Source organism: Pseudomonas sp. TE3644 (genome assembly GCF_056278815.1).
Genome location: NZ_JBWBQF010000001.1, coordinates 4,454,082 through 4,475,204 on the forward strand (window position 1 = coordinate 4,454,082; position 21,123 = coordinate 4,475,204).

Annotated in this window: 18 protein-coding genes; 6 read left to right on the forward strand and 12 right to left on the reverse strand. The window is 65.8% G+C overall.

Features of this window, described 5'->3' with window-relative positions; translation table 11 throughout:
• The first annotated feature begins 203 nt into the window (after positions 1–203).
• Together ACZ9GA_RS19545 and ACZ9GA_RS19550 are read left to right on the forward strand one after the other, a co-directional pair.
• Entirely contained in the window at positions 204–1,592 is a 1,389-nt protein-coding gene (locus ACZ9GA_RS19545) for an amino acid permease (protein ID WP_457361151.1), read from the forward strand.
• 163 nt (positions 1,593–1,755) lie between these two features.
• Complete coding sequence (locus tag ACZ9GA_RS19550; protein ID WP_457361150.1) at positions 1,756–1,941, forward strand: PA1571 family protein; 186 nt, start codon at positions 1,756–1,758, stop codon at positions 1,939–1,941.
• Positions 1,942–2,201: 260 nt separating this feature from the next.
• On the opposite strand, the gene pdxB is transcribed toward ACZ9GA_RS19550, so the two are convergent.
• The gene (gene pdxB, locus ACZ9GA_RS19555; RefSeq protein WP_457361149.1) at positions 2,202–3,347 is read right to left on the reverse strand and encodes a 4-phosphoerythronate dehydrogenase PdxB; all 1,146 of its coding nucleotides are present in this window, start codon (positions 3,345–3,347) and stop codon (positions 2,202–2,204) included.
• A 136-nt stretch (positions 3,348–3,483) separates the two neighbouring features.
• Here pdxB and ACZ9GA_RS19560 point away from each other — a divergent pair, with 136 nt between their 5' ends.
• Positions 3,484–4,881: an MATE family efflux transporter gene (locus ACZ9GA_RS19560; RefSeq protein WP_457361148.1), complete on the forward strand. Its 1,398-nt coding sequence runs from the start codon at positions 3,484–3,486 to the stop codon at positions 4,879–4,881.
• 197 nt (positions 4,882–5,078) lie between these two features.
• Here the strand turns inward: ACZ9GA_RS19560 and ACZ9GA_RS19565 are convergent, their stop codons facing one another.
• From ACZ9GA_RS19565 to kdpF, 6 genes are all read right to left on the reverse strand, one after another.
• Positions 5,079–5,768: a response regulator gene (locus tag ACZ9GA_RS19565; protein WP_457361147.1), complete on the reverse strand. Its 690-nt coding sequence runs from the start codon at positions 5,766–5,768 to the stop codon at positions 5,079–5,081.
• A gap of 2 nt (positions 5,769–5,770) precedes the next feature.
• Positions 5,771–8,422: a DUF4118 domain-containing protein gene (locus ACZ9GA_RS19570; protein ID WP_457361146.1), complete on the reverse strand. Its 2,652-nt coding sequence runs from the start codon at positions 8,420–8,422 to the stop codon at positions 5,771–5,773.
• 121 nt (positions 8,423–8,543) lie between these two features.
• A complete protein-coding gene (gene kdpC, locus ACZ9GA_RS19575) occupies positions 8,544–9,101 on the reverse strand; it encodes a potassium-transporting ATPase subunit KdpC (RefSeq protein WP_457361145.1) in 558 nt (185 codons plus the stop codon).
• Between the two features lie 10 nt (positions 9,102–9,111).
• Positions 9,112–11,166, reverse strand: a complete 2,055-nt coding sequence (kdpB, locus tag ACZ9GA_RS19580) for a potassium-transporting ATPase subunit KdpB (protein ID WP_457361144.1) — start codon at positions 11,164–11,166, stop codon at positions 9,112–9,114.
• Positions 11,167–11,176: 10 nt separating this feature from the next.
• A complete protein-coding gene (gene kdpA, locus ACZ9GA_RS19585) occupies positions 11,177–12,871 on the reverse strand; it encodes a potassium-transporting ATPase subunit KdpA (RefSeq protein WP_457361143.1) in 1,695 nt (564 codons plus the stop codon).
• Between the two features lie 8 nt (positions 12,872–12,879).
• Positions 12,880–12,969, reverse strand: a complete 90-nt coding sequence (gene kdpF, locus ACZ9GA_RS19590; RefSeq protein ID WP_043301264.1) for a K(+)-transporting ATPase subunit F — start codon at positions 12,967–12,969, stop codon at positions 12,880–12,882.
• Positions 12,970–13,445: 476 nt separating this feature from the next.
• Here kdpF and ACZ9GA_RS19595 point away from each other — a divergent pair, with 476 nt between their 5' ends.
• The 3 genes from ACZ9GA_RS19595 to xopAW all read left to right on the forward strand — a co-directional run bounded on the left by ACZ9GA_RS19595 (position 13,446) and on the right by xopAW (position 16,645).
• Complete coding sequence (locus ACZ9GA_RS19595) at positions 13,446–14,210, forward strand: response regulator (protein WP_027978584.1); 765 nt, start codon at positions 13,446–13,448, stop codon at positions 14,208–14,210.
• Positions 14,210–15,289 carry a sensor histidine kinase gene (locus tag ACZ9GA_RS19600; RefSeq protein WP_457361142.1) on the forward strand — a complete coding sequence of 360 codons (1,080 nt, stop codon included), beginning with the start codon at positions 14,210–14,212 and terminating at the stop codon, positions 15,287–15,289. Before ACZ9GA_RS19595 ends, ACZ9GA_RS19600 begins: the two co-directional genes overlap by 1 nt.
• Positions 15,290–15,751: 462 nt before the next feature.
• Entirely contained in the window at positions 15,752–16,645 is an 894-nt protein-coding gene (gene xopAW, locus ACZ9GA_RS19605) for a XopAW family type III secretion system calcium-binding effector (RefSeq protein WP_457361141.1), read from the forward strand.
• A gap of 35 nt (positions 16,646–16,680) precedes the next feature.
• Here the strand turns inward: xopAW and ACZ9GA_RS19610 are convergent, their stop codons facing one another.
• The 5 genes from ACZ9GA_RS19610 to ACZ9GA_RS19630 form a co-directional block, all read right to left on the reverse strand.
• On the reverse strand, positions 16,681–17,730 hold the full coding sequence (locus ACZ9GA_RS19610) for an AI-2E family transporter (protein WP_457363688.1): 1,050 nt from the start codon (positions 17,728–17,730) through the stop codon (positions 16,681–16,683).
• A gap of 17 nt (positions 17,731–17,747) precedes the next feature.
• Entirely contained in the window at positions 17,748–18,539 is a 792-nt protein-coding gene (locus ACZ9GA_RS19615) for a DUF4892 domain-containing protein (protein WP_457361140.1), read from the reverse strand.
• Positions 18,540–18,641: 102 nt separating this feature from the next.
• Complete coding sequence (locus ACZ9GA_RS19620; RefSeq protein WP_457361139.1) at positions 18,642–19,496, reverse strand: alpha/beta hydrolase; 855 nt, start codon at positions 19,494–19,496, stop codon at positions 18,642–18,644.
• Complete coding sequence (locus tag ACZ9GA_RS19625; RefSeq protein ID WP_457361138.1) at positions 19,493–20,296, reverse strand: alpha/beta fold hydrolase; 804 nt, start codon at positions 20,294–20,296, stop codon at positions 19,493–19,495. The genes ACZ9GA_RS19620 and ACZ9GA_RS19625 overlap by 4 nt, the downstream gene beginning before the upstream one ends.
• 216 nt (positions 20,297–20,512) lie before the next feature.
• Positions 20,513–20,950 (reverse strand): DoxX family protein, encoded by a 438-nt coding sequence (locus ACZ9GA_RS19630; RefSeq protein ID WP_027978591.1) that lies wholly within the window; start codon positions 20,948–20,950, stop codon positions 20,513–20,515.
• Positions 20,951–21,123: the final 173 nt, after the last annotated feature.

Below are 21,123 nucleotides of genomic sequence, written 5' to 3' on the forward strand. Positions count from 1 at the left end.
TCGACACCCGCCATGTCGTTTCTTGAAAGCCGCGTGGCGCACCTGAGTCACCTGCCCCGGCAACCTCCGGGATAAGGTGGTGCCCGTGAAACGCCTGATCCCAATAACAATACGCGTAGAGGCACGGTTCTATTGATCTCCATACGCCCAAGGTGTCACTGCCTCTTCTCTGCCCCCTATAACCCTTACTACACGAGCAGAGTATGACGAGCCTCCACGACCAAGGCGGCGGACAGCTGTCCAACGGCTTCAAGCCGCGCCACGTCACCATGTTGTCCATTGCCGGTATCATCGGCGCCGGCCTGTTCGTCGGCTCGGGCCACGCCATTGCCGCCTGCGGCCCCGCCGTCATCCTCGCCTACCTGGCCGCCGGCACCCTGGTGGTGCTGGTGATGCGCATGCTGGGCGAGATGGCCGTGGCCAATCCCGACACCGGCTCCTTCTCCACCTACGCCGAAAAAGCCATCGGGCCCTGGGCCGGTTTCACCATCGGCTGGCTGTACTGGTGGTTCTGGGTGCTGGTAATACCGATCGAGGCGCTGGCGGCCGGGCATATCCTCAACCAGTGGTTTCCCTTTATCGACACCTGGGTCATTGCCCTGGCGTCCGTGGTTTTGCTGAGCATCACCAACCTGTTCGGGGTGGAAAAGTACGGCGAGTTCGAATTCTGGTTCGCACTGCTCAAAGTGACCGCCATCGTCCTGTTCATTGGCTTCGGCGCAGCAGCGTTGATGGGCTGGCTACCGTTGCACCAGGGCGCGGGCCTGATCAACCTGATGAACGACCACGGCGGCTTCGCCCCCAACGGCATGAGCGCCGTGGTAGGTGCGTTCATCACCATTATGTTCAGCTTCATCGGCACCGAATCGGTGACCATTGCCGCCGCCGAGTCGGGCGAACCTTCACGCAACATCGCCAAGGCCACCCGCTCGGTGATCTGGCGCATCGGCGTGTTCTATCTGCTGTCGATCCTGGTGGTGATCAGCGTGGTGCCGTGGAACGACCCGGCGCTGGCCAGCGTCGGCTCCTACCAGCGCGCCCTGGAATTGCTGCAGGTGCCCCACGCCAAGCTGCTGGTTGACCTGGTGGTGCTGGTGGCCGTGACCAGCTGCATGAACTCCTCGATCTACATCGCTTCGCGCATGCTGTATTCCCTGGCGCGCCGGGGTGATGCGCCCAAGGGCGCGGCGAAGACCTCCGCCAATGGCGTGCCGCGCCGCGCCGTACTGGCTACCGCCGCAGTCGGCGCCTTCATCGCCGCGCTCAACCACTTCGCCCCGGCCAGCCTGTTCGACTTCCTGCTTTCAAGCTCTGGTGCAGTGGCGTTGCTGGTGTACCTGGCGATTGCCATCTCGCAACTGCGCATGCGTCGTCTTCATGGCGATGCGCTGACCTTCAAGATGTGGTTGTTCCCCTGGGCCACCTATGCGGTGATCGTGTTCATCTGCGCGGCGCTGGCCGTGCTGCTGTTCACCCCCGAGCACCGCGCCGAGGCTACCAGTACGCTGTGCCTGGCCCTGGGTGTGTCGCTGCTGGGCATCATTACCTGTCGACGCAGGAACTCCCTAAACCCAGCGCAGTCAGCTTATTAGGAGGGCTGGGCGCAGGCGCTAGACGCTTTTGGTCTAAGCCCGCGCTGGCCAATCACGCCACTTTCTGGTGGACTGAAAGCGTCGCCAGAGGACAAAGGGAGTTGTCACGACGCAGTCATCTGGCGGCCCTAGTCTGAGCACACACCTGATGAGGAGACGGGCCATGGGCTTGCAAAGCAGCAGTAATCAAACCGTGGAAGTATGCCGCAACCAACCGCACCAGGCGGTAGGCGGCTCCATTATCGATGCCAAGGGACACGAGATCCCTATCACCGAAGACATGATCCAGGACGCCTGTCAGGAACTGGAAAAACGTCTGGTCAAACCTGCACCTGCCAAACAAGACTGACGTCCCGCAGCACACCCTGAACCCGGCTGATTGGCCGGGTTTTTCTTTGGGTGCCCGGTAGCCGCTGCCGAAGGCTGCGCTGGCCCTGTACCTCACCCAAGATCTCCGGCGTACACAAGGGCCAGCGCAGCCTGGCGGCAGCGGCTACAGGCCGCCGGATACATCTGTAGCCGCTGCCGAAGGCTGCGCTGGCCGTGTGCCTCACCGAAGATCCTCAGCGGACACAAGGGCCAGCGCAGCCTGGCGGCAGCGGGTACGGGTTACACCAACTCGCACCCCAGCGCCGCCACCAGCCGGCGCAGGTCCGGCGAATAGCCGTCCATGCGCACCCGCAGCCCTTCGATCTCGCGGCGCGAGGTGGGGTATTGCTTGCGCAGGGCATCGAAGGCCTGGCGCTGCTGGCTGTCGTTGTCGGTCAGGCTGCGGCGGAAGTTGGCGTCGTCCTGGCGTGGGTCGTATACCGCGCGGCACAGCATGGCCATGGCCAGCGCCGGGTCGGCCAAGCCGCCCAGGGCCACTTCCGACAGCCAGCGCGGCGGCAGCAGGTTGGCCAGTTGCACCACCGGCGGCTCGCCACGGAAGGCGCAGTAGGCTTGGTAGATCTGCGCGGTGCCACGCTGGCGGCCGTCCAGGCTGTAGCCGGCAATGTGCGGCGTGGCCAGTACGCACAGGTCGGCCAGTTCGCCGTCAACGCTAGGCTCGTGCTCCCACACGTCCAGCACGGCCTGCACGTCTTCGCGTTCGATCAACAGGTCCTTGAGCGCCAGGTTGTCGATCACCGGCCCGCGGGCGGCGTTGATCAGCCAGGTGCCCGGCTTTACCCGCGCCAGGCGTTCGGCGTCCAGCAGGTGCCAGGTGGGGTGGCTGCCGCCCTTGTTGAGTGGCGTATGCAGGCTGATCACGTCGCACTCCTGGATGATGGTGTCCAGGCTCACGTAATCGCCGCCTTCAGCGGCCTGGCGTACAGGATCGCAGACCTTCACGTCCCAGCCCAGGTCACGCAGCACGCGAATCAAGCGCGAGCCGACCTGACCGGCACCGACCACGCCGTAGGTGCGGTGCGCCAGCGGCACGCCTTCAAGCTCGGCCAGGGTCACCAGCGCGCTCAGCACGTAGTCCACCACGCCACGGGCATTACAGCCGGGGGCGCTGGACCAGCGGATGCCAGCCTCGGTGAAATAGTCCAGGTCCAGGTGGTCGGTGCCAATGGTGCAAGTGCCGACAAAGCGCACATTGCTGCCCGCCAGCAGTTCACGATTGACCTGGGTGATCGAGCGCACCAGTAGCACATCGGCGTCTCGCACCGCTTCGGCGTCGACCTTGCGCCCATGCACACGGCGGATTTCACCGAACCCGGCAAAGAATTCTTCAAGCAGTGGAATGTTTTCGTCAGCGACTATCAGCATGGCAAGCTCCCCATTATGGGCGGCAGTTTAGGCGCAGCCGGGCGCGCCGTCACGAAACACATGGCGGGTGTTTCCTGACTTGTGCGTCAAAGCGTAGAATGGGCGGTTTTCCGCGCCCACCAGTGGACTACGCCCCGTGACCGCAGCTGCAACCGATGTGACCCTCCCCCTGACCCGCCCTGCCCGGGTGCGCCTTGAACTGCGCACGCTGCTGGCCCTGGCGGGCCCGATCATCATTGCGCAACTGGCGCACACGGCCATGGGCTTCGTCGACGCCGTGATGGCCGGCCGCGTGGGGCCACGCGATTTGGCGGCGGTAGCGCTGGGCAACTCCATCTGGGTACCGGTGTTTTTGCTGATGACCGGTATTTTGCTGGCCACCACGCCCAAGGTCGCCCAGCGCCACGGCGCCGGCACCCCGCACGAGATCGGCCCGCTGGTGCGCCAGGCGCTGTGGCTGGCCCTGGCCGCAGGCCTTGGCGCCAGCCTGTTGCTGTTCAACGCAGAGCCGGTGCTGCACCTGATGAAGGTCGACCCGGAACTGATCGCCCCGTGCATGGGCTATTTGCGCGGCATCGGCACCGGCCTGCCATCGGTGGCGCTGTACCACGTGCTGCGCTGCTGCAGCGACGGCATGGGGCGCACCCGGCCAAGCATGGTGCTGGGCCTGTGCGGCCTGGCGCTGAATATCCCGCTCAATTACGTGTTCATCTACGGCCACCTCGGCGTGCCGGCCATGGGCGGCGTGGGTTGCGGCTGGGCCACGGCCAGCGTGATGTGGATGATGCTGCTGGGCATGGCCGGCTGGGTGCGCTGGGCGCCGGCCTACCGCGCCGCCGATCTGTTCGGCCGCTTTGAGTGGCCACAGTGGCCGGTGATCAAGCGCCTGCTGGGCATTGGCCTGCCGATCGGGATCGCGGTGTTCGCCGAGTCGAGCATATTCGCCGTCATCGCCCTGCTGATCGGCAGCCTGGGTTCCACCGTGGTGGCCGGGCACCAGATTGCCCTGAGCATCAGTTCCATGGTGTTCATGATCCCGTTTTCGCTGGGCATGGCCGTCACCATCCGCGTCGGCCAGGCCCTGGGTCGCGGGTTGCCGCGCGAGGCGCGCTTTGCGGCAGGTATCGGCATGGCCACGGCACTGGCCTACGCGTTTTTCTCGGCGAGCCTGATGTACCTGGGGCGCGAGCACATTGCGCAGATCTACACCGCTGACCCGGCGGTGCTGCACATTGCCTCGATGCTGATTGTGTACGCGGCGCTGTTTCAGTTCTCGGACGCCATCCAGGTGACGGCGGCCGGGGCGTTGCGCGGTTATCAGGACACGCGGGTAACCATGCTGCTGACGTTGTTCGCGTACTGGGGGATTGGCTTGCCGGTGGGTTACCTGCTGGGGCTGACCGACTGGCTGGGCGCACCAGCCGGGCCAAGCGGATTGTGGCAGGGGTTGATCGTGGGGCTGACGTGCGCGGCGGCGATGTTGCTGGTGCGCTTGATGCGCAGTGCGCGCAGGCGAATCCGCAGTATGCCTTGAGTCTGGCTGCGTCCTTTTCCCGAGCTTCGCTCGGTCCCACACCTTTCGCGGCAGTTGTGTCAGTAGGGCAAAGCACTCAGCTTTTAGCGCTAGCCTGTAATCCTGCTGTGCCTCCAAAGGCTAAAAGCTTTGCCTCATTGACTCAACTGCCGCGATAGGTGTGGGACCGAGCGAAGCTCGGGAAAAGGGCAACGCGGTCAAACGGTGTGGAGCCGATACCCTACCCCCGGCTCAGTGATGATAAAGCGCGGCGCCGTGGGGTCGTCGCCGAACTTCTGCCGCACATGCCCCACCACAATCCGCAAATAATGGCTGTCCTCCACATGGGTCGGCCCCCAGATATCCTTCAACAGCTGCTGCTGGGTAATCACCCGCCCCGGGTAGCGCGCCAACTGCGCCACCACCGCGTACTCCTTGCGGGTCAGCGCCACCTCGGCCCCGTGCAAGGTCACGCGACGCAGGCCCAGGTCGATCACTAAACCATCAATGCTCACCGGCGCGGCAGGCGCCTGCGCGCTGCCCACCTGACGCAGCAACGCCCGCACCCGTGCCAGAAACTCCTGGATGCCGAACGGCTTGGTCACGTAGTCGTTGGCACCGTTGTCCAGCGCCTCGACCTTCTGGATCTCGCTGGCGCGCACCGACAGCACCAGCACCGGCACCTGGGTCCATTCGCGCAACTCGCGCAGCACCTGTTGGCCGTCCATGTCGGGCAGGCCCAGGTCCAGCACCACCAAGTCGGGACGGCCCAGCGCCGCCTGGCTCAGGCCCTCGGCACCGGTGCCGGCCTCCAGCACTTTATAGCCCTGGGACGCCAGGCTGATGCGCAGGAATTTGCGGATCTGCGGTTCGTCGTCGATCACCAGCAGGGTCGCGGTTTGACTCATGTTCAGGCTTCACTTTCCAGGCCAGGTTGGGTGTGCACCGGCAAGCATAGAGTGATGCAGGTGCCCTGACCATCCAGGCCTTCACCCACCAGGATACGGCCGCCGTGGGCGCCGATCATGCCCTGGCAGATCGCCAGGCCCAGGCCGGTGCCCTGCCCGCCCCGGTCGCCACGGGCGGCGGTGTAGAACATGTCGAAGATTTTCTCGCGCTCGGCTGGCGGGATGCCGGGGCCTTGATCGCTGACCGAAAAACTCAGTTCCTCACCGTCGACGGCTGCGGCGATCAGTAACCGGCCATACGGCGGCGAAAAGCGAGCAGCGTTTTCCAGCACGTTGACCAGTGCCTGTTCGATCAGCGCGGCGTGTACATACAGCAAGGGCAACGGTGTCGGCACCTCCACCACCACCTGCAATGGCGCCAGCACCGCCCGCAGGCGGTTCAGGGCGCTGCCGACGATGTCGGCCGGCGCCACCCAATCACGCGCCAGCTTCAACGCACCATGGCCCAGACGGGTCATGTCCAGCAGGTTCTGGATGTAGCGGTCCAGGCGTTCGGCTTCATCGCGGGTCCCTTCCAGCAATTCCTGGCGGTCGGCCCGGGGGATGGCCTCACCCAAGGCCAGCAGGCTGTCGATACTGCCGCGCATGGCCGTCAGCGGCGTGCGCAGGTCATGGGACACCGACGCCAGCAAGGCGCTGCGCAGCTGCTCGGTTTCGCCGTGCAGGCGCGCGGCCTCCAGGTCCTGGGCCAATTGCGCCCGCGCCAGCGCCTGGGCCAAGGGCTGGCTGAGGGCGGCCAGCAAGCGGCGGCGCTGGGGGCTCAAGGTTCGCCCCTCGCGATCGCGAGCACCGAGCATGGCCAGCGGCCCGTCCTGCATGGACACCGGCAACCACCACCAGCGCCCCGACGGCAAGGTGCCGGTGCCCATGCCAGCGGGCTGGTCATGCTGCCAGGCCCAATCGGCGGCCGCCCGTTCGGTATCGCTCAGGGCCGCCGGATGGCCGCCGGGGTCTTTCCAGCCCAACTCGCCGTCACGCTCCAGGACACACACCTGCAACTCGCGCCAGCCGTGCAAGTGCTGGGCGGCCGCACTGAGCACGGCCTGGCGGTCGGTGGCGGCGGTGAGCTTGCGCGACAGATCGAGCAGTTCGCTGGTCTCTTCCTGGGTGTCGCGCAAGGCCTGCAACTGACGGCGCTGGCGGGCGGCCAGGTTGCCGGTCAGGGCCGCCATCAACAGGAAGAACAGCAGGGTCAGCACGTCCTCCTCGCGGTAGATGGTCAGCGAAAAAGTCGGTGGGATGAACAGGAAGTCATAGGCCAGGAACGACAGCGCCGCACACACCAGCGCCGGCCCCAGGCTGCTGCGCACCGCCACCAGCAGCACGGCCGCCAGGAACACCAGCGAGATATTGGGCAACGCCAGCACGCTGGCCACCGCCGAGGCCAGGCCGCTGGCGGCGATGGTGGCGAACAGCGCCAGCAGGTAGTCGAACCACACCCATTCATCGCTGCCGTGGGCGCGGGGCAACGGCCGTGCTTCGTCGCGGTCCAGCACATTGATTTCCAGGCCATGGGTGTCGCGCAGCAAACGCGGGCCCAGGCCACCGCCCAGCCAGCGCCGGTACCACAGCGCCCGCGACTGGCCCACCAGCACCAGGCTGGCGCGACGCTCGGCGGCGTGCTGGATCAGGGTCTTCGCCACCTCGCCTGCGCGCAGCACCACCACCTCGCCACCCAGGCGCTCGGCCAGTTGCTGGGCGTTCTGCAAATGTTGGCGGCTGCCCTCGTCACGAGCCCTGCCGGTGTCCACGTGCACCACGCTCCACGGCAGATGGCGGCGCTGCGCCACGCGGCTGGCGTGACGCACCAGGCGCTCAGCCTGGGCATCGCCATCGATGCCCACCAGCAGCCGACCGCGCAGCGCCGGGGCTGCCTGGCCCATGCGCCGGTAACCCTGGGCCAGGTCGGCGTCGACCTGCGCGGCCGCGGTCTGCATGGCCAGTTCGCGCAAGGCGTTGAGGTTGGTCTGGGTGAAGAACGCTTCGATGGCCGCCCGCGCCTGCTCCGGCACGTACACCTTGCCATCGCGCAGGCGCTCCAGCAGTTCGCGCGGCGGCAGGTCGATCAGCACCAGTTCGTCGGCTTCCTGCAGCACCCAGTCGGGCAGGGTTTCGCGCACCTGCACGCCGGTGATGTCCAGCACCTGGTCGTTGAGGCTTTCCAGGTGCTGGACGTTGACCGTGGTGTACACATCGATACCGGCCGACACCAGTTCCTGAATATCCTGCCAACGCTTGGCGTGGCGGCTGCCGGGGGCGTTGCTGTGGGCCAGTTCGTCCACCAGCACCAGTTGCGGGGCGGCGTGCAGCAGGCCGTCGAGGTCCATCTCCTCCAGGGTGACGCCCCGGTACTGGCAGCGCACCAAGGCCTGTTGCACCAGGCCGCCCAGCAGGGCTTCGGTTTCGGCGCGGCCGTGGGTTTCCACCACGCCGGCAACCACCCGCACGCCTTGGCGCAACTGGGCGTGGGCGGCTTGCAGCATGGCGTAGGTCTTGCCCACGCCGGGGGCGGCGCCGAGGAACACCTTCAGGCGGCCGCGGCCTTCGCGGGGGAGTTGGGCCAGCAGCGCGTCGGCGCGCAAGGCATCGCTCATGACAGGTACTCGTGAGAGGTTGAGATCTGCGGCGACTGTATCGCGACCAAGGTCGGCTCCTACGCCGTCCGTGTAGGAGCCGGCCTTGGCCGCGATGCAGGCGCCGCAGGGGGGCGGGCGATCAATGCGCTGAAGGTAGCCGATCCAGCGCCAGGTTCAAAGCCAGCACATTGACCACCGGCGGCCCGAACAGCGAGCGCTCAGTGTGCTCGGCCACCAGTTGCTGCACAGCGGCAACCGGCAACTGCCGCGCCTGGGCCACCCGCGTCACCTGATAGTAAGCCGCCGCGGGCGGCAAGTGCGGGTCCAGCCCGCTGCCCGAGGTGGTCAGCAGCGCCAGCGGCACCGGCCCCTGCCCGTCCACGTACAGCTTGGCAGCATCGTCCTTGATGCGGCTGGCCAACGCCGGGTTGCTGGGCGCCAGGTTGCTGGCGCTGCTGGACACCGTGGCAAAGTCCCCCGCCGACGGCCGTGGATGGAACCACGCGTCACCCGTGAAATTCTGCGCGATCAGGCTGGAACCGCGCACCTTGCCACCCTCGTCACGCACCAGGCTGCCATTGGCCTGCTCGGGAAAGGCCACCTGGGCCACCGCCGTCACCGCCAGCGGGTAGGCCACCCCGGTGATCAGGGTCATCACTACCAGCAAGCTCACGGCTGGACGCAAATAAGTCGACATCATCAATTCCTCATACCAGGTGCAGGGAGGTCAGCAGTACATCGATCAGCTTGATGCCGACAAAGGGCACCACAATGCCGCCCAGGCCATAGATCAACAGGTTGCGGCGCAGCAGATGGGCAGCACTGGCCGCCTGCACCCGTACGCCACGCAACGCCAGCGGGATCAGCACCACAATGATCAGCGCGTTGAACACGATCGCCGAGAGGATCGCGCTTTGCGGGCTGGCCAGGTGCATCACGTTCAACACCCCCAACTGCGGATAGATGGCGGCGAACAGTGCCGGCAGGATGGCGAAATACTTGGCCACGTCGTTGGCAATGGAGAAGGTGGTCAGCGCACCACGGGTCACCAGCAGCTCCTTGCCGATCTGCACCACGTCCAGCAGCTTGGTAGGGTCGCTGTCCAGGTCGACCATGTTGGCCGCCTCGCGCGCCGCCTGGGTACCGTCGTTCATGGCCATGCCCACGTCGGCCTGGGCCAGGGCGGGGGCGTCGTTGGCGCCGTCCCCGCACATGGCCACCAGGCGGCCGTCGTCCTGCTCCTGGCGGATGCGTGCCAGTTTCTTTTCCGGGGTGGCTTCGGCCAGCACGTCGTCGACACCGGCCTCGGCGGCGATGGCGGCAGCAGTCAGCGGGTTGTCGCCGGTGACCATCACGGTGCGGATGCCCAGTTTGCGCAGTTCATCGAAGCGCTCGCGAATGCCGGGCTTGACCACGTCCTTGAGGTGGATGGCGCCCAGCAGGCGCTGGTCGCGGCACACCAGCAGCGGGGTGCCGCCGCTCTGGGCGATCTTGTCCACTTCGCGGGCCAGCACGGGTGGCATTTCCAGGCGTTGCATGCCGACGAAGGCCAGCAGCGAATCCACGGCGCCCTTGCGGTAAATGCGCCCGCCATGGTCGACACCGCTCAGGCGCGTTTCAGCGCTGAAGGGCACGGCCACCAATTCGCTGGCGGCGGGCTCGGGCAGGCTGTGCAACTGGCGCAGGAACTCGACGATGGACTTGCCTTCGGCGGTGTCGTCGGCCAGCGAGGCCAGCAATGCGCCTTCGGCCAGCTCCTTGGCGGTGACGCCGGGGGCCGCGTACAGCGCGGTGCAGCGACGGTTGCCGAAGGTGATGGTGCCGGTCTTGTCCAGCAGCAACACGTGCACGTCACCGGCCGCCTCCACGGCGCGGCCAGACTTGGCGATCACGTTCAGACGCACCAGGCGGTCCATGCCGGCGATGCCGATGGCCGACAGCAGGCCACCGATGGTGGTGGGGATCAGGGTCACCAGCAGCGCCACCAGAAACACCAGCGGCAGGCTGCCGTTGGCGAAGTGGGCGAAGGGCTGCAGGGTGACCACCACCAGCAGGAAGATCAGGGTCAGGCCGATCAGCAGGATGTCGAGGGCGATCTCGTTGGGGGTTTTCTGGCGTTTGGCGCCCTCCACCAAGGCGATCATGCGGTCCAGGGTCGACTCGCCGGGGTTGGCGGTGATTTTCACCAGCAGCCAGTCGGACACCAGCCGGGTGTTGCCGGTGACGGCGGAGCGGTCGCCGCCGGACTCACGAATCACGGGTGCGGATTCACCGGTGATGGCCGCTTCGTTGACCGCGGCGATGCCCTCGATGACCTCGCCGTCCCCGGGGATCATCTCGCCGGCTTCGACGCGCACCACATCGCCCTTGCGCAAGCTGCTGGCGGCCACGTTCTGGAACTGCCCGCCGGCGTCGCGACGGCGCGCCGTCAGGCCTTGGCTGCCAGCCTTGAGGCTGTCGGCGCGGGCCTTGCCACGGCCCTCGGCCAAGGCTTCGGCGAAGTTGGCGAACAGCACGGTGAACCACAGCCACAGGGCGATCTGCACCGCCACCGCAGTGCTCACCCCCGCCTCGGGCACGAAACACAGCACCGTGGTGAGGATGGCGGTCAGTTCCACCACCAGCATCACCGGGGCGCGTTGCAACTGGCGCGGGTCGAGCTTGACGAACGCCTGCACCAGCGCCGGGCGCCACAGGGCGGCGAACGCGGTTTTCTGGGTAGTGGTGGCCGCAGGTTTAGCTAAAGGAATTGGCATGTTCATGGTCGTGTCCTCAGAAACCCAGACTCAGTTGTTCGGCAATCGGCCCCAGGGCCAGGGTCGGCAGGAAGGTCAAGCCGCCCACCAGCAGGATGGTCACCGTCAGCAGCGTGACGAACAGCGGGCCGTGGGTGGGAAAGCTATTGCCGCCCACCGGTGCCGACTTTTTCATCGCCAGGCTGCCGGCCAGCGCTAGGATCGGCAGGATGTAACCGAAGCGGCCGATCAACATGCCCAGGCCCAGCATCAGGTTGTGGAACGCGGTGTTGGCGCTGAAGCCGCCGAACGCCGAGCCATTGTTGGCGCTGGCCGAGGTGTAGGCGTACAGCAGTTGGCTGAAGCCGTGGGGGCCAGGGTTGCTGACCGCCGAGGCAGGCCCGGCGAGGCTGGCGGCGATGGCGCCCAATACCAGCACGCCAATCGGCATCACCAGCAGGGTCACCACCAGCAGCTTCACCTCGGTGGCCTGGATTTTCTTGCCCAGGTACTCCGGCGTACGGCCAATCATCAGCCCGGCCAGGAACACCGCCGTCAGCACGTTGAGCAACATGCCGTAGAGCCCCGCGCCGACGCCGCCGAAGATCACCTCGCCGACCATCATGTTCACCAGCGCCACCATGCCGGTCAGCGGGTTGAGGCTGTCATGCATGGCGTTGACCGAGCCGTTGGAGGCGGCCGTGGTGGTCACCGCCCACAGCGCCGTGGCGGTGGTGCCGAAGCGTGCTTCCTTGCCTTCCATCGGCGCAGTCTGCTCGACCTGGCCGTTCTGCAACGCCGGGTTGGCCTGGAACTCGCTGTAGAGGGCCACGCCGCCACCGATCAGGAACAGGGCGAACATGCAGGCGATGATCGCCCGGCTCTGGCGCATGTCCTTCACGTAATGGCCGAAGGTGAACACCAGCGCCACCGGGATCAGGATGATCGACACCACTTCCAGCAGGTTACTCAGCGCGGTGGGGTTCTCGAACGGGTGCGCGGAGTTGACGCCGAAGAAGCCGCCGCCGTTGGTGCCCAACTGCTTGATGGCGATCTGGCTGGCTGCCGGGCCCAGTGGGATCACCTGGTCGGCGCCCTGCACGGTCAACGCGTCGACGTAGTGCATGAAGGTCTGCGGTACGCCCTGCCACACCAGCATCAGCGCCAGCAGCAGGCACAACGGCAGCAGGCCATAGAGGGTGGCCCGGGTCATGTCGACCCAGAAGTTGCCCAGGGTACGCGCCGAACGCCGGCCGATGCCGCGGCACAGCGCCACCAGCACGGCCAGGCCGGTAGCGGCGCTGACGAAGTTCTGCACGGTCAGGCCGACCATCTGGCTGAAGTAGCTCAGCGACGCCTCGCCGCTGTAGGCCTGCCAGTTGGTGTTGGTGACGAAACTCACCGCCGTATTAAAGGCCAGGGTCCATTCCATGCCAGGCAGGTGTTGCGGGTTGGCCGGCAGGTACTGCTGAAACAGCAGCACGCCCATCAGCAGCACGAAGCCGGCCAGGTTGAAGGCCAGCATAGCCAGGGTGTAGCGTTGCCAGCTTTGCTCCTGCGCCGGGTCCACCCCGGACAGGCGATAACAGCCGCGCTCCACCGGGCCCAGCACGGGGCTGAGCCAGGTGCGCTGGCCTTCCATGACCTTGTAGTAGAAACGGCCCAGCAGCGGTGCCGGGATCAGCACCAGGGCGAAGAAGGCCAACAGCAGCCCGTAGTCATAGCTGTGCATGGCGGCTCCTAATTGCGATCGGCGCGCAGCAGCGCCACAGTGAGATACACAAACAGGCCTGCCGCCAGCAGCAGTGCCACCCCATCCAGAACGTTCATGGCCTTTCTCCTCAATGAACCAGTAGCGGCTTGACCTCGCTGGGCATCTCCAGTGAACTCTGGGGCCAGCGCAGCCTGGCGGCAGCGGCTACCAATGCCCGTAGCCGCTGCCGCCAGGCTGCGCTGGCCCTCAAGCCCGCTGCAGATCCGCAGGGCAGCCAATGCTACGCCGTTGGTCGGTATTGTCGGAAACAAGGCCGTAAAGGAACGAGACTAATGGCCGCAGACAGCTATAAAGTTTTCGTAAAGAATGCCGATGCAGAGCCATCGCCACATCGATAACGGGAAGCAGGTAGCCAATTGTATCGGGCTTGATACATTCCAGACATGCCAGCGACACGCCCACGAGTGACCCTCGCTCGCCGCTCCCAATCCGAACATGACTTCCAGCCCGCCGGGCGAACGCTTACCCTTGGTGGTAACGACGCGGCCCCCACGCCGCGGCTGGCAGCAATACCAGGCAGATGAACGCAAGCATGCAGAACACCCCGCTCCCCCTCAGCGATGCCAGCAAGACCCTCGTCGGCGACGATGACAAACGCTGGAACACCCGTGCCCTGATCGTGGATGACGATGTGCCGATTCGCGAACTGCTGATCGATTACCTGGCACGCTTCGGGATTCTGGCGCTGGGCGTCAGCGACGGGGAAGGCATGCGCCAGGCGCTGCTGGAAGAAAACTTCGACGTGGTGGTGCTGGACCTGATGCTGCCGGGCGAAGACGGCCTGTCGCTGTGCCGCTGGCTGCGTGCCGAATCCGACATCCCGATCCTGATGCTGACTGCGCGTTGCGAGCCTACCGACCGTATCATCGGCCTGGAACTGGGCGCCGACGACTACATGGCCAAGCCGTTCGAGCCGCGCGAACTGGTTGCACGCATCCAGACCATCCTGCGCCGCGTGCGCGATGACCGCACCGAGCAGCGCGCCAACGTGCGTTTCGACAACTGGCGCCTGAACAGCGTGCTGCGTCAGCTGATCTCCTCCGATGGCCTGGTGGTGCCGCTGTCCAACGCCGAATTCCGCCTGCTGTGGGTATTCCTGGAGCGCCCGCGCCGCGTGCTCAGCCGCGAACAACTGCTGGACGCCGCCCGCGGCCGCTCCATCGAAGCGTTCGACCGCAGCATCGACCTGCTGGTATCGCGCCTGCGCCAGAAGCTGGGCGATGACCCTAAAGCGCCGCAACTGATCAAGACCGTGCGTGGCGAAGGCTACCTGTTCGATGCGAGAGACATTGGTTGATGCGCAGCCCTGATACGCTGTTCGCCCGCCTGTTCGGCGTGTCATTGATTGCCATCATCTTCGCCCACCTGCTGGCCTTCCTGTGGTTCCAGCAGTACGGCTTCCCACCGCCGCCGCATCGCGAACGCATGGAAGAACGCCGTGCCGAGCTAGGCCCCCACCCTTCACCTGAAGCCCTGGCGCAGTTCGGCGCCCGGGAACTGCAGGACGAAGAGCATCGTCCCCCGCCGCCGTTGTTCGGCGGACCGGTGGTGCCGCTGATGTTCCAGCTGATCACCCTGGTGGTGGCTGCCTGGTTCGGCGCCAAGGCCCTGTCGCGGCCGATCCGGCGCTTCAGTGAAGCCGCCGAGCGGCTGAGCGAAAACCTCGACGCCCCGCCCCTGGAAGAGACCGGCCCGCTGGAAGCTCGCCAGGTAGCGCACACCTTCAACCGCATGCAGCAGCGTATCCGCGAGCAGGTGCAGCAACGCGCGCGCATGCTCGGCGCCGTGTCCCACGACCTGCGCACCCCGCTGTCGCGCCTCAAGCTGCGCCTGGAGCAGATCGACAACGAGAAGCTGCAGGGCCAGATGCGCCAGGACCTGGACGACATGATCGGCATGCTCGACGCCACCCTGACCTACCTGCACGAACAGCGCACCAGCGAAGCCCTGCAATGGTATGACCTGCAAGCGTTGGTGGAATCGCTGGTCGAAAACGCCCAGGACCATGGCGCAGCGATCCGCGCCGAAGGCACCTGTGCGCCGTTGCAGGTGCAGCCGATGGCGTTGCGCTCCTGCATCAGTAACCTGATGGACAATGCCTTGCGTTATGGCGGGGCTACGTTGGTGGATATTCAGGATACGCGCGACTCGGTGACCATCCGGGTGATTGACCACGGGCCCGGGATCAGTGCCGACAAGCGCGAGGCGGTGTTTGAGCCGTTCTTTCGGTTGGAAGGGTCGCGCAATCGCAACTCGGGTGGGGTTGGGTTGGGGATGACCATTGCGCGTGAGGCGTGTCAGCGTCTGGGTGGCCAGTTGAGCCTGGAAGAAACCCCGGGCGGTGGCCTGACCGCCGTCATCCGCCTTCCCCGCTGAGGATTTGGGTGGGGCATACAGGTGCCTGCCTTGAGGTTTTTGGCGTTCTTGAGATCGCGCGCCGCCCGCGCGGCGCTTCGCGGGCAGAGCCCGCTCCCACGTTGGTTGCAACGTGCCCCGCTGTGGATTGGTGGTGCGCCTAGTGGTACCAACACAGATCTGCAGCGGGCAAACAAAGCGGACGAGTCGGTGGCACTGCCATAATTGGCCCGAAACAAACGTGGGAGCGGGCTCTGCCCGCGAAGCGCCGCGCGGGCGGCGCTCGATGGTGGCCTTGATGCAAATCTCATGGCATGCACCCAACCACCCGCAATAACCCCACCAAACGAATCTACGCTTTCGCTATAAACCCCCACCCGCATGTCCCACCCCTTACAAACCCCACACACTCTCGACATCCCCTGGATAGATTCTTTACACGCCGGTGGTTTGTAACCGGCATACAACAGGGGAGCACACCCAATGACATCAATAAGCGGCGTAAGCAGCAGCCTTTACTCGAGCTACACCAGCTCGAGCAGTTCCACCAGCAGTGCGCAACTCAAGAAGTTCCAGGAAGAGCTGTTCGCCAGCCTCGACACCGACGGCAACGGCGAGGTCAGCAGCGATGAGCTGAAGACGGCGATTTCCAACAGTTCGAGCAGTGGCACCACCAACGACGGCGGTATCCTGGTCAGCCTGAGCAAGAATTTCAGCAGCCTGGACAGCGACTCCGACGACGGCCTGACCCTGGACGAGATGGCGGCCCTGCAACCGCCACCACCGCCCACTCAGGACGGCGCACCCAGCACTGATGCGGTCGACGACCTGCTCAGCGCCATCGACAGCGACGGCAGCGGTTCGATCAGCAGCGATGAGCTGAGCAGCGCCCTGACCGCCGCCGGTGACACCACCGACGACAGCAGCGAGCTGTTCTCGGCGCTGGACACCGATGGCGACGGCAGCGTCAGCAAGGACGAACTGGCCGCAGCCATGCAGCCACCACCGCCACCTCCGCCTGCCAGCGTGTCCAGCGATGACCTATTCACCGCCCTGGACAGCGACGACGACGGCAGCATCAGCGAGACCGAACTGAGCAGCGCCCTGAGCGCTACCAGCTCGTCGTCGAGCAGTTCGTCATCCAGCAGCAGCACCGCCGCCCAGGTGTTCAGCGACCTGGACACCAACCAGGATGGCACCGTCAGCGCGCAAGAACTGGCCGCCGCCCTGCAGTCGTCGGGCAACCAGGACAGCACATCGAGCAACACCGACAGCGATACCGCTGCGGCGTTGAACAAGATGATCGCCGCCCTGACCAAGCAGTACGGTACCGACGTGCAACAAACCGTAGGCAGTCAGCTCAGCGTAGCCGCCTGACCTTTACGCCGCGGGCAGTCGCAAGACTGCCCGTCTCAGGCCTTGGGCGCCGCGTGCGCGGTGCGCGTCCAGTCCAGCAGCAGGCTATAGCCGATGGCCAACAGCGTCGGGCCGATGAACAGGCCGATGAAACCGAAGGCCAGCAGGCCGCCGAACACCCCCAGCAAGACGATCACCAGCGGCAGGTCACCGCCGCGGCTGATCAGGTAGGGCTTGAGTACGTTGTCCACGCCGCTGATGATGAACGTGCCCCAGATACCCAGAAACACCGCCATGCCGTACTCGCCCTTCCACACCAGCCACGCCGTCGCCGGTATCCAGGCCAGCGGCGGCCCCATGGGAATCAGGCTGAGCAGGAAGGTGACGATGCCCAGCACCAACGCCCCCGGGATGCCGGCAATCAGGAAGCCGATCAGCGCCAGCACCGCCTGCGCCGCTGCCGTACCGATCACACCATTGACCACCCGCTGCACCGTGCCCGCCACCAGCTCCAGGTAATACTCGGCGCGCTCGCCCACCAACCGTTCCAGCAAGCGCAATACGAACGCCGCCAGGCGCGGGCCGTCGCGGTAGAAGAAAAACACGAACACCAGGCTCAGGGTCAGCTCCAGGATGCCGCCGCCGATCTGCGCGCTGCGCGCCAGCAGCCAGTTGCCGACTTGCCCCAGGTACGGTTTGACGCTGGTCATCAGCGCCGCCCCCTGCTGGTCCAGGGTGTCCCACCACGTGGCCAGCCGTGGCCCCACCAGCGGCAGCCCGGCCAGCCAGTCGGGCGCTGCCGGCAGGCCATCGACCTGCACGTCACGGACAAAAGCGATGGCGTCACGGATGTGGTCGGCCAGGTTGAAACCCAGCCACACCAGCGGCAGGATCACCAGCAAAATCCAGCCCAGGGTAAGGATGCTGGCGGCCAGGGTTTCGCGCCCGTGCAACCAGCGCGTCAGCAAACGCATCAGCGGCCAGCTGGCATACGCCAGGATCGCGCCCCACAGCAGGGCCGAGATGAACGGCGCCAGCACCCACAGGCAGGCGCCCAGCAGCACCAGCAGGATGATCTGCACCAGCAGTCGATCATTGTTGAGTATCAAGCGCAGGCCACTCCCTAGCGGATCAGATCGATGTGCAGGCCAGACTTGGCCGGATCACCCAGTTCCAGCCGCGCAGCCCGCACGCCCTGGGCCACCAGCGCCTGGCGCCAGTCTTCGGCGGCGGGGCCAGCCAGGGTCACGCGCAAGGTGCTGTCCTGATTCAGGCTGCGCGCCAGCAATGCCACCCAGGGTGCGGGCGGCGGCGCCGTACCCAGGTCCGGATAGTCCAGGCGGCCGGTGCTGCGCAGCTCACGCAGCAGCGTGGCCGGGGTAGGCAACACACTGCCCAATGGGCTGGCGGGGATGAATTGCTCCACATGCAGGTAGGCCCGGCGGCCGCCGCGGTTGATGGCGTACAGCGCGACCAGCGTGTCCTGGCCTGATTCGGCGTGGCGCAGCAGGATGACGCTTTGCTGTTCATCGGCGCCTACCAGCTTGGCGTTGGCGAAGATGTCGTTGGCCCACAGGCTCGACTCGCCGCAATCACGGGCCACGCACCAGAACAGCACCTGGCTGCCCTGATCCTGCAGGCCCTGGCGGGCGGCGTTGAGGGCCTCGGTGGCCGAGGTGCCGGCCGCCAGCTCGTAGGTCACCGAGCTGACCTGGCCGCGGCCGCTGACCTGGGCGTCCATGCGCAGCTGGTTGCTGATCTTGCGCACCGAGCCCAGCGGGTAGATGCGTTCGGCTTCGGCGGCCGGTTTCTGGTCGACCACCTGGGCATCGGTCGGGGACGCCACGTTGGCCAGGTCGGCCGCCATCACGGCGGTGCCCCAGGTGAGCAGCAGCAACGCTAGACGTGCCTTCATTGCGCGATCGCCGCGTGGGTGTAGAGGTGGTTCATGGCTGTTTCCCTGTTCAACCCGGCTCCTTGATGAGCCCGCCAAGCCTCGACACTTGCCCGCTGCAAGTCAAGGCATGGCGAAGAAGCGATTGAAACAGCTTGCTACAAGCGCCGCGCCTTCCTTGTCGTTCAGGTGCAGGTGATGGCCACCGGGCAAGGTTTCATGGCTGAAGGGTAGCTGGTTAAGCAGCCCTGCGTGCTTGGCCAGCATGCCGTCCTGCGCCACCACCAAGTGGGCCGGGCAAGCGATGCGTTGCACGAAGGACCAGCCCTGTTCCTCGCTCATGCGCAGGGGCGTGGGCAGCGTCAGGCGGCTGTCGCTGCGCCAACTGTAGCCGCCCGGCACCGGCATCAGGCCGCGTTGGGCCAGCAGCTCGGCGGCGTCGCGGCTGACGGCTACCATGCCCTTCATCCGCGCCTGCACGCCGCGGTCGAAGTCGGCGTACACCGACTTGCGCTTGCCCGGCAAGGCTACCTGTTCCATCAATGCCTGGCCGAAACGCTCGGCGGTACTGGGCCCCGGCGAGCCCGGTGGCAGCACCGCATCAATCAAGGCCAGGCGCTCGATCCGCTCGGGCAGCGCCCCCGCCAGCACCACCGAGACAATGGCGCCCAGCGAATGCCCCAGCAACGAAAAGCGCTGCCAGCCCAGTTGCTCGGCCACTTGCAGCACGTCGTGGGCATAGTCATACAGCGAATACCCCGCCCCCACCGGCCGATGCTGCGACAGGCCATGCCCGGCCATGTCCAGCGCCACAATGCGCAAACCCTCCAACTGTGGCGCCAGCCGCGCGAAGCTGTTGGCGTTGTCCAGCCAGCCATGCAGGGCAATCACCGGGCGCCCGTCGACCGGGCCGAACACGTGGGCGGCCAGTTCGATGTGCGGCAGGGCCAGGCGCAACTCTTCTACCTCATGGCTCATGCGCAGGCTCCCCGGGCCACTTGCCAGCGGCTGAAAATAGCCTTGAGCAACCGCGCCGTGGCCATGGGCTGCTCCAACGGGAACATGTGCCCGCCCGCCACCCGGTGGGTTTCGCCCTGGCGCAGGCGCTGCACACTGCGCGCGTGATGGGCCAGCACCACACGGCTGTCCGCGCCATGCACCAGTGCCAGCGGCACGCGCAACTGACGGGTGCTGGCCGGACGTACATGGGGCACGCTGCGGTAGATGTCGATTTCGGTGGCCGGGTCAAAGCGCAGGCGCAGGCCCAGTTCATCGCCGTGCAGGCCGTGTTCCAGGTACGCGTCGAAGCAATCAGGATCGAAATCACGGAACAGCGACTTGCCGGCGAAGTAGGCCCGTGCCGCCTCGCGGTCGGGGAATGCCTCGCGGCGGCCCAATGTACGACCGGCGGGGGTCAATCGATCGATAAAGCCGAAACGTTTGGCCGCGCGAATCAGCCACTGGTCGGCCAGGGTCAGCGCGGGCGAGTCGAGCATCACCACGCCTCGGTACAAGTCTGGACGCTGCAAGGCGGCGTACAAGTGCAGCAGGCCACCAAAGGAATGACCTACGCCCCACACGGGCTCGTTCTGTTGCTCAAGGTGGTGCACCAGCTCGGCAATTAGCGCCGGCCAGTTGTCCGACACCGGAAAGCGCGGGTCGTGGCCGTGCACGGGCAAGTGGCTCACCGCGTAGTCAGGGGCCAGTTCGGCGAAGAGTTTGCGGTAGGTTCCGGACGGGAAGCCGTTGGCGTGGGCAAAGAAGATGGGCTGCGGCATGGCGGTGGCTCGTGGATGAATCCTTGGGGGATTGTCCGCAAGCGTGGCGGCGGGGGCAATGCGTGGAAGGGTCAATAGGGAGGGTATTCAGGCCATTGATTGACAGCTATGCCCTGTAGCCGCTGCCGCCAGGCTGCGCTGGCCCCTATGCCCCACTGGAGATCTCCAGGGTTCACAGGGGCCAGCGCAGCCTGGCGGCAGCGGCTACAGGTGGTATCAAGCGCGGCTGATCAGGCGGTCGAAGGACAGTTTGCCTGCGCCTTCCAGCAAGGTGGCGATGGTGCCGGCCAGCAGTGCCAGGGCGAACTCGTAACCGTTGTTGGCCATGAACAGACCGTTGTGGATATGCACGCTGAGGATGGCGACGATCAGGGTCACAATCAGCACCAGCGAGGCGGGGCGTACCAGCAGGCCGAGGACCAGGGCCAGGCCGCCGAAGAATTCGCCGCTACCGGCCAGCAGGGCCATCCAGTAGCCTGGGTGGATGCCGATGCTTTCCATCCACTGGCCGGTGCCTTCCAGGCCGTAGCCGCCGAACAGGCCGAAGAGTTTCTGGCCGCCGTGGGCGACGAAGATGATACCGACCAGAATGCGCAGCACGGTGAAGCCCAGGCCAGCGTTGGTGGAGAGGATGCGTTTGATCGAAGCGTTCATGGCGTGTTCCTTGCGAGAAGTGTTGTGTAGGAGTTGATGGGCGCCATATTAATCAATCTATCAAATAAGAAAATCGCAAAAAACCGACTACACAAATCGAATTAATCGATATTAAATGCATAACCGTAGCCGCTGCCGCCAGGCTGCGCTGGCCCTATGCCTCCCTTTAGATC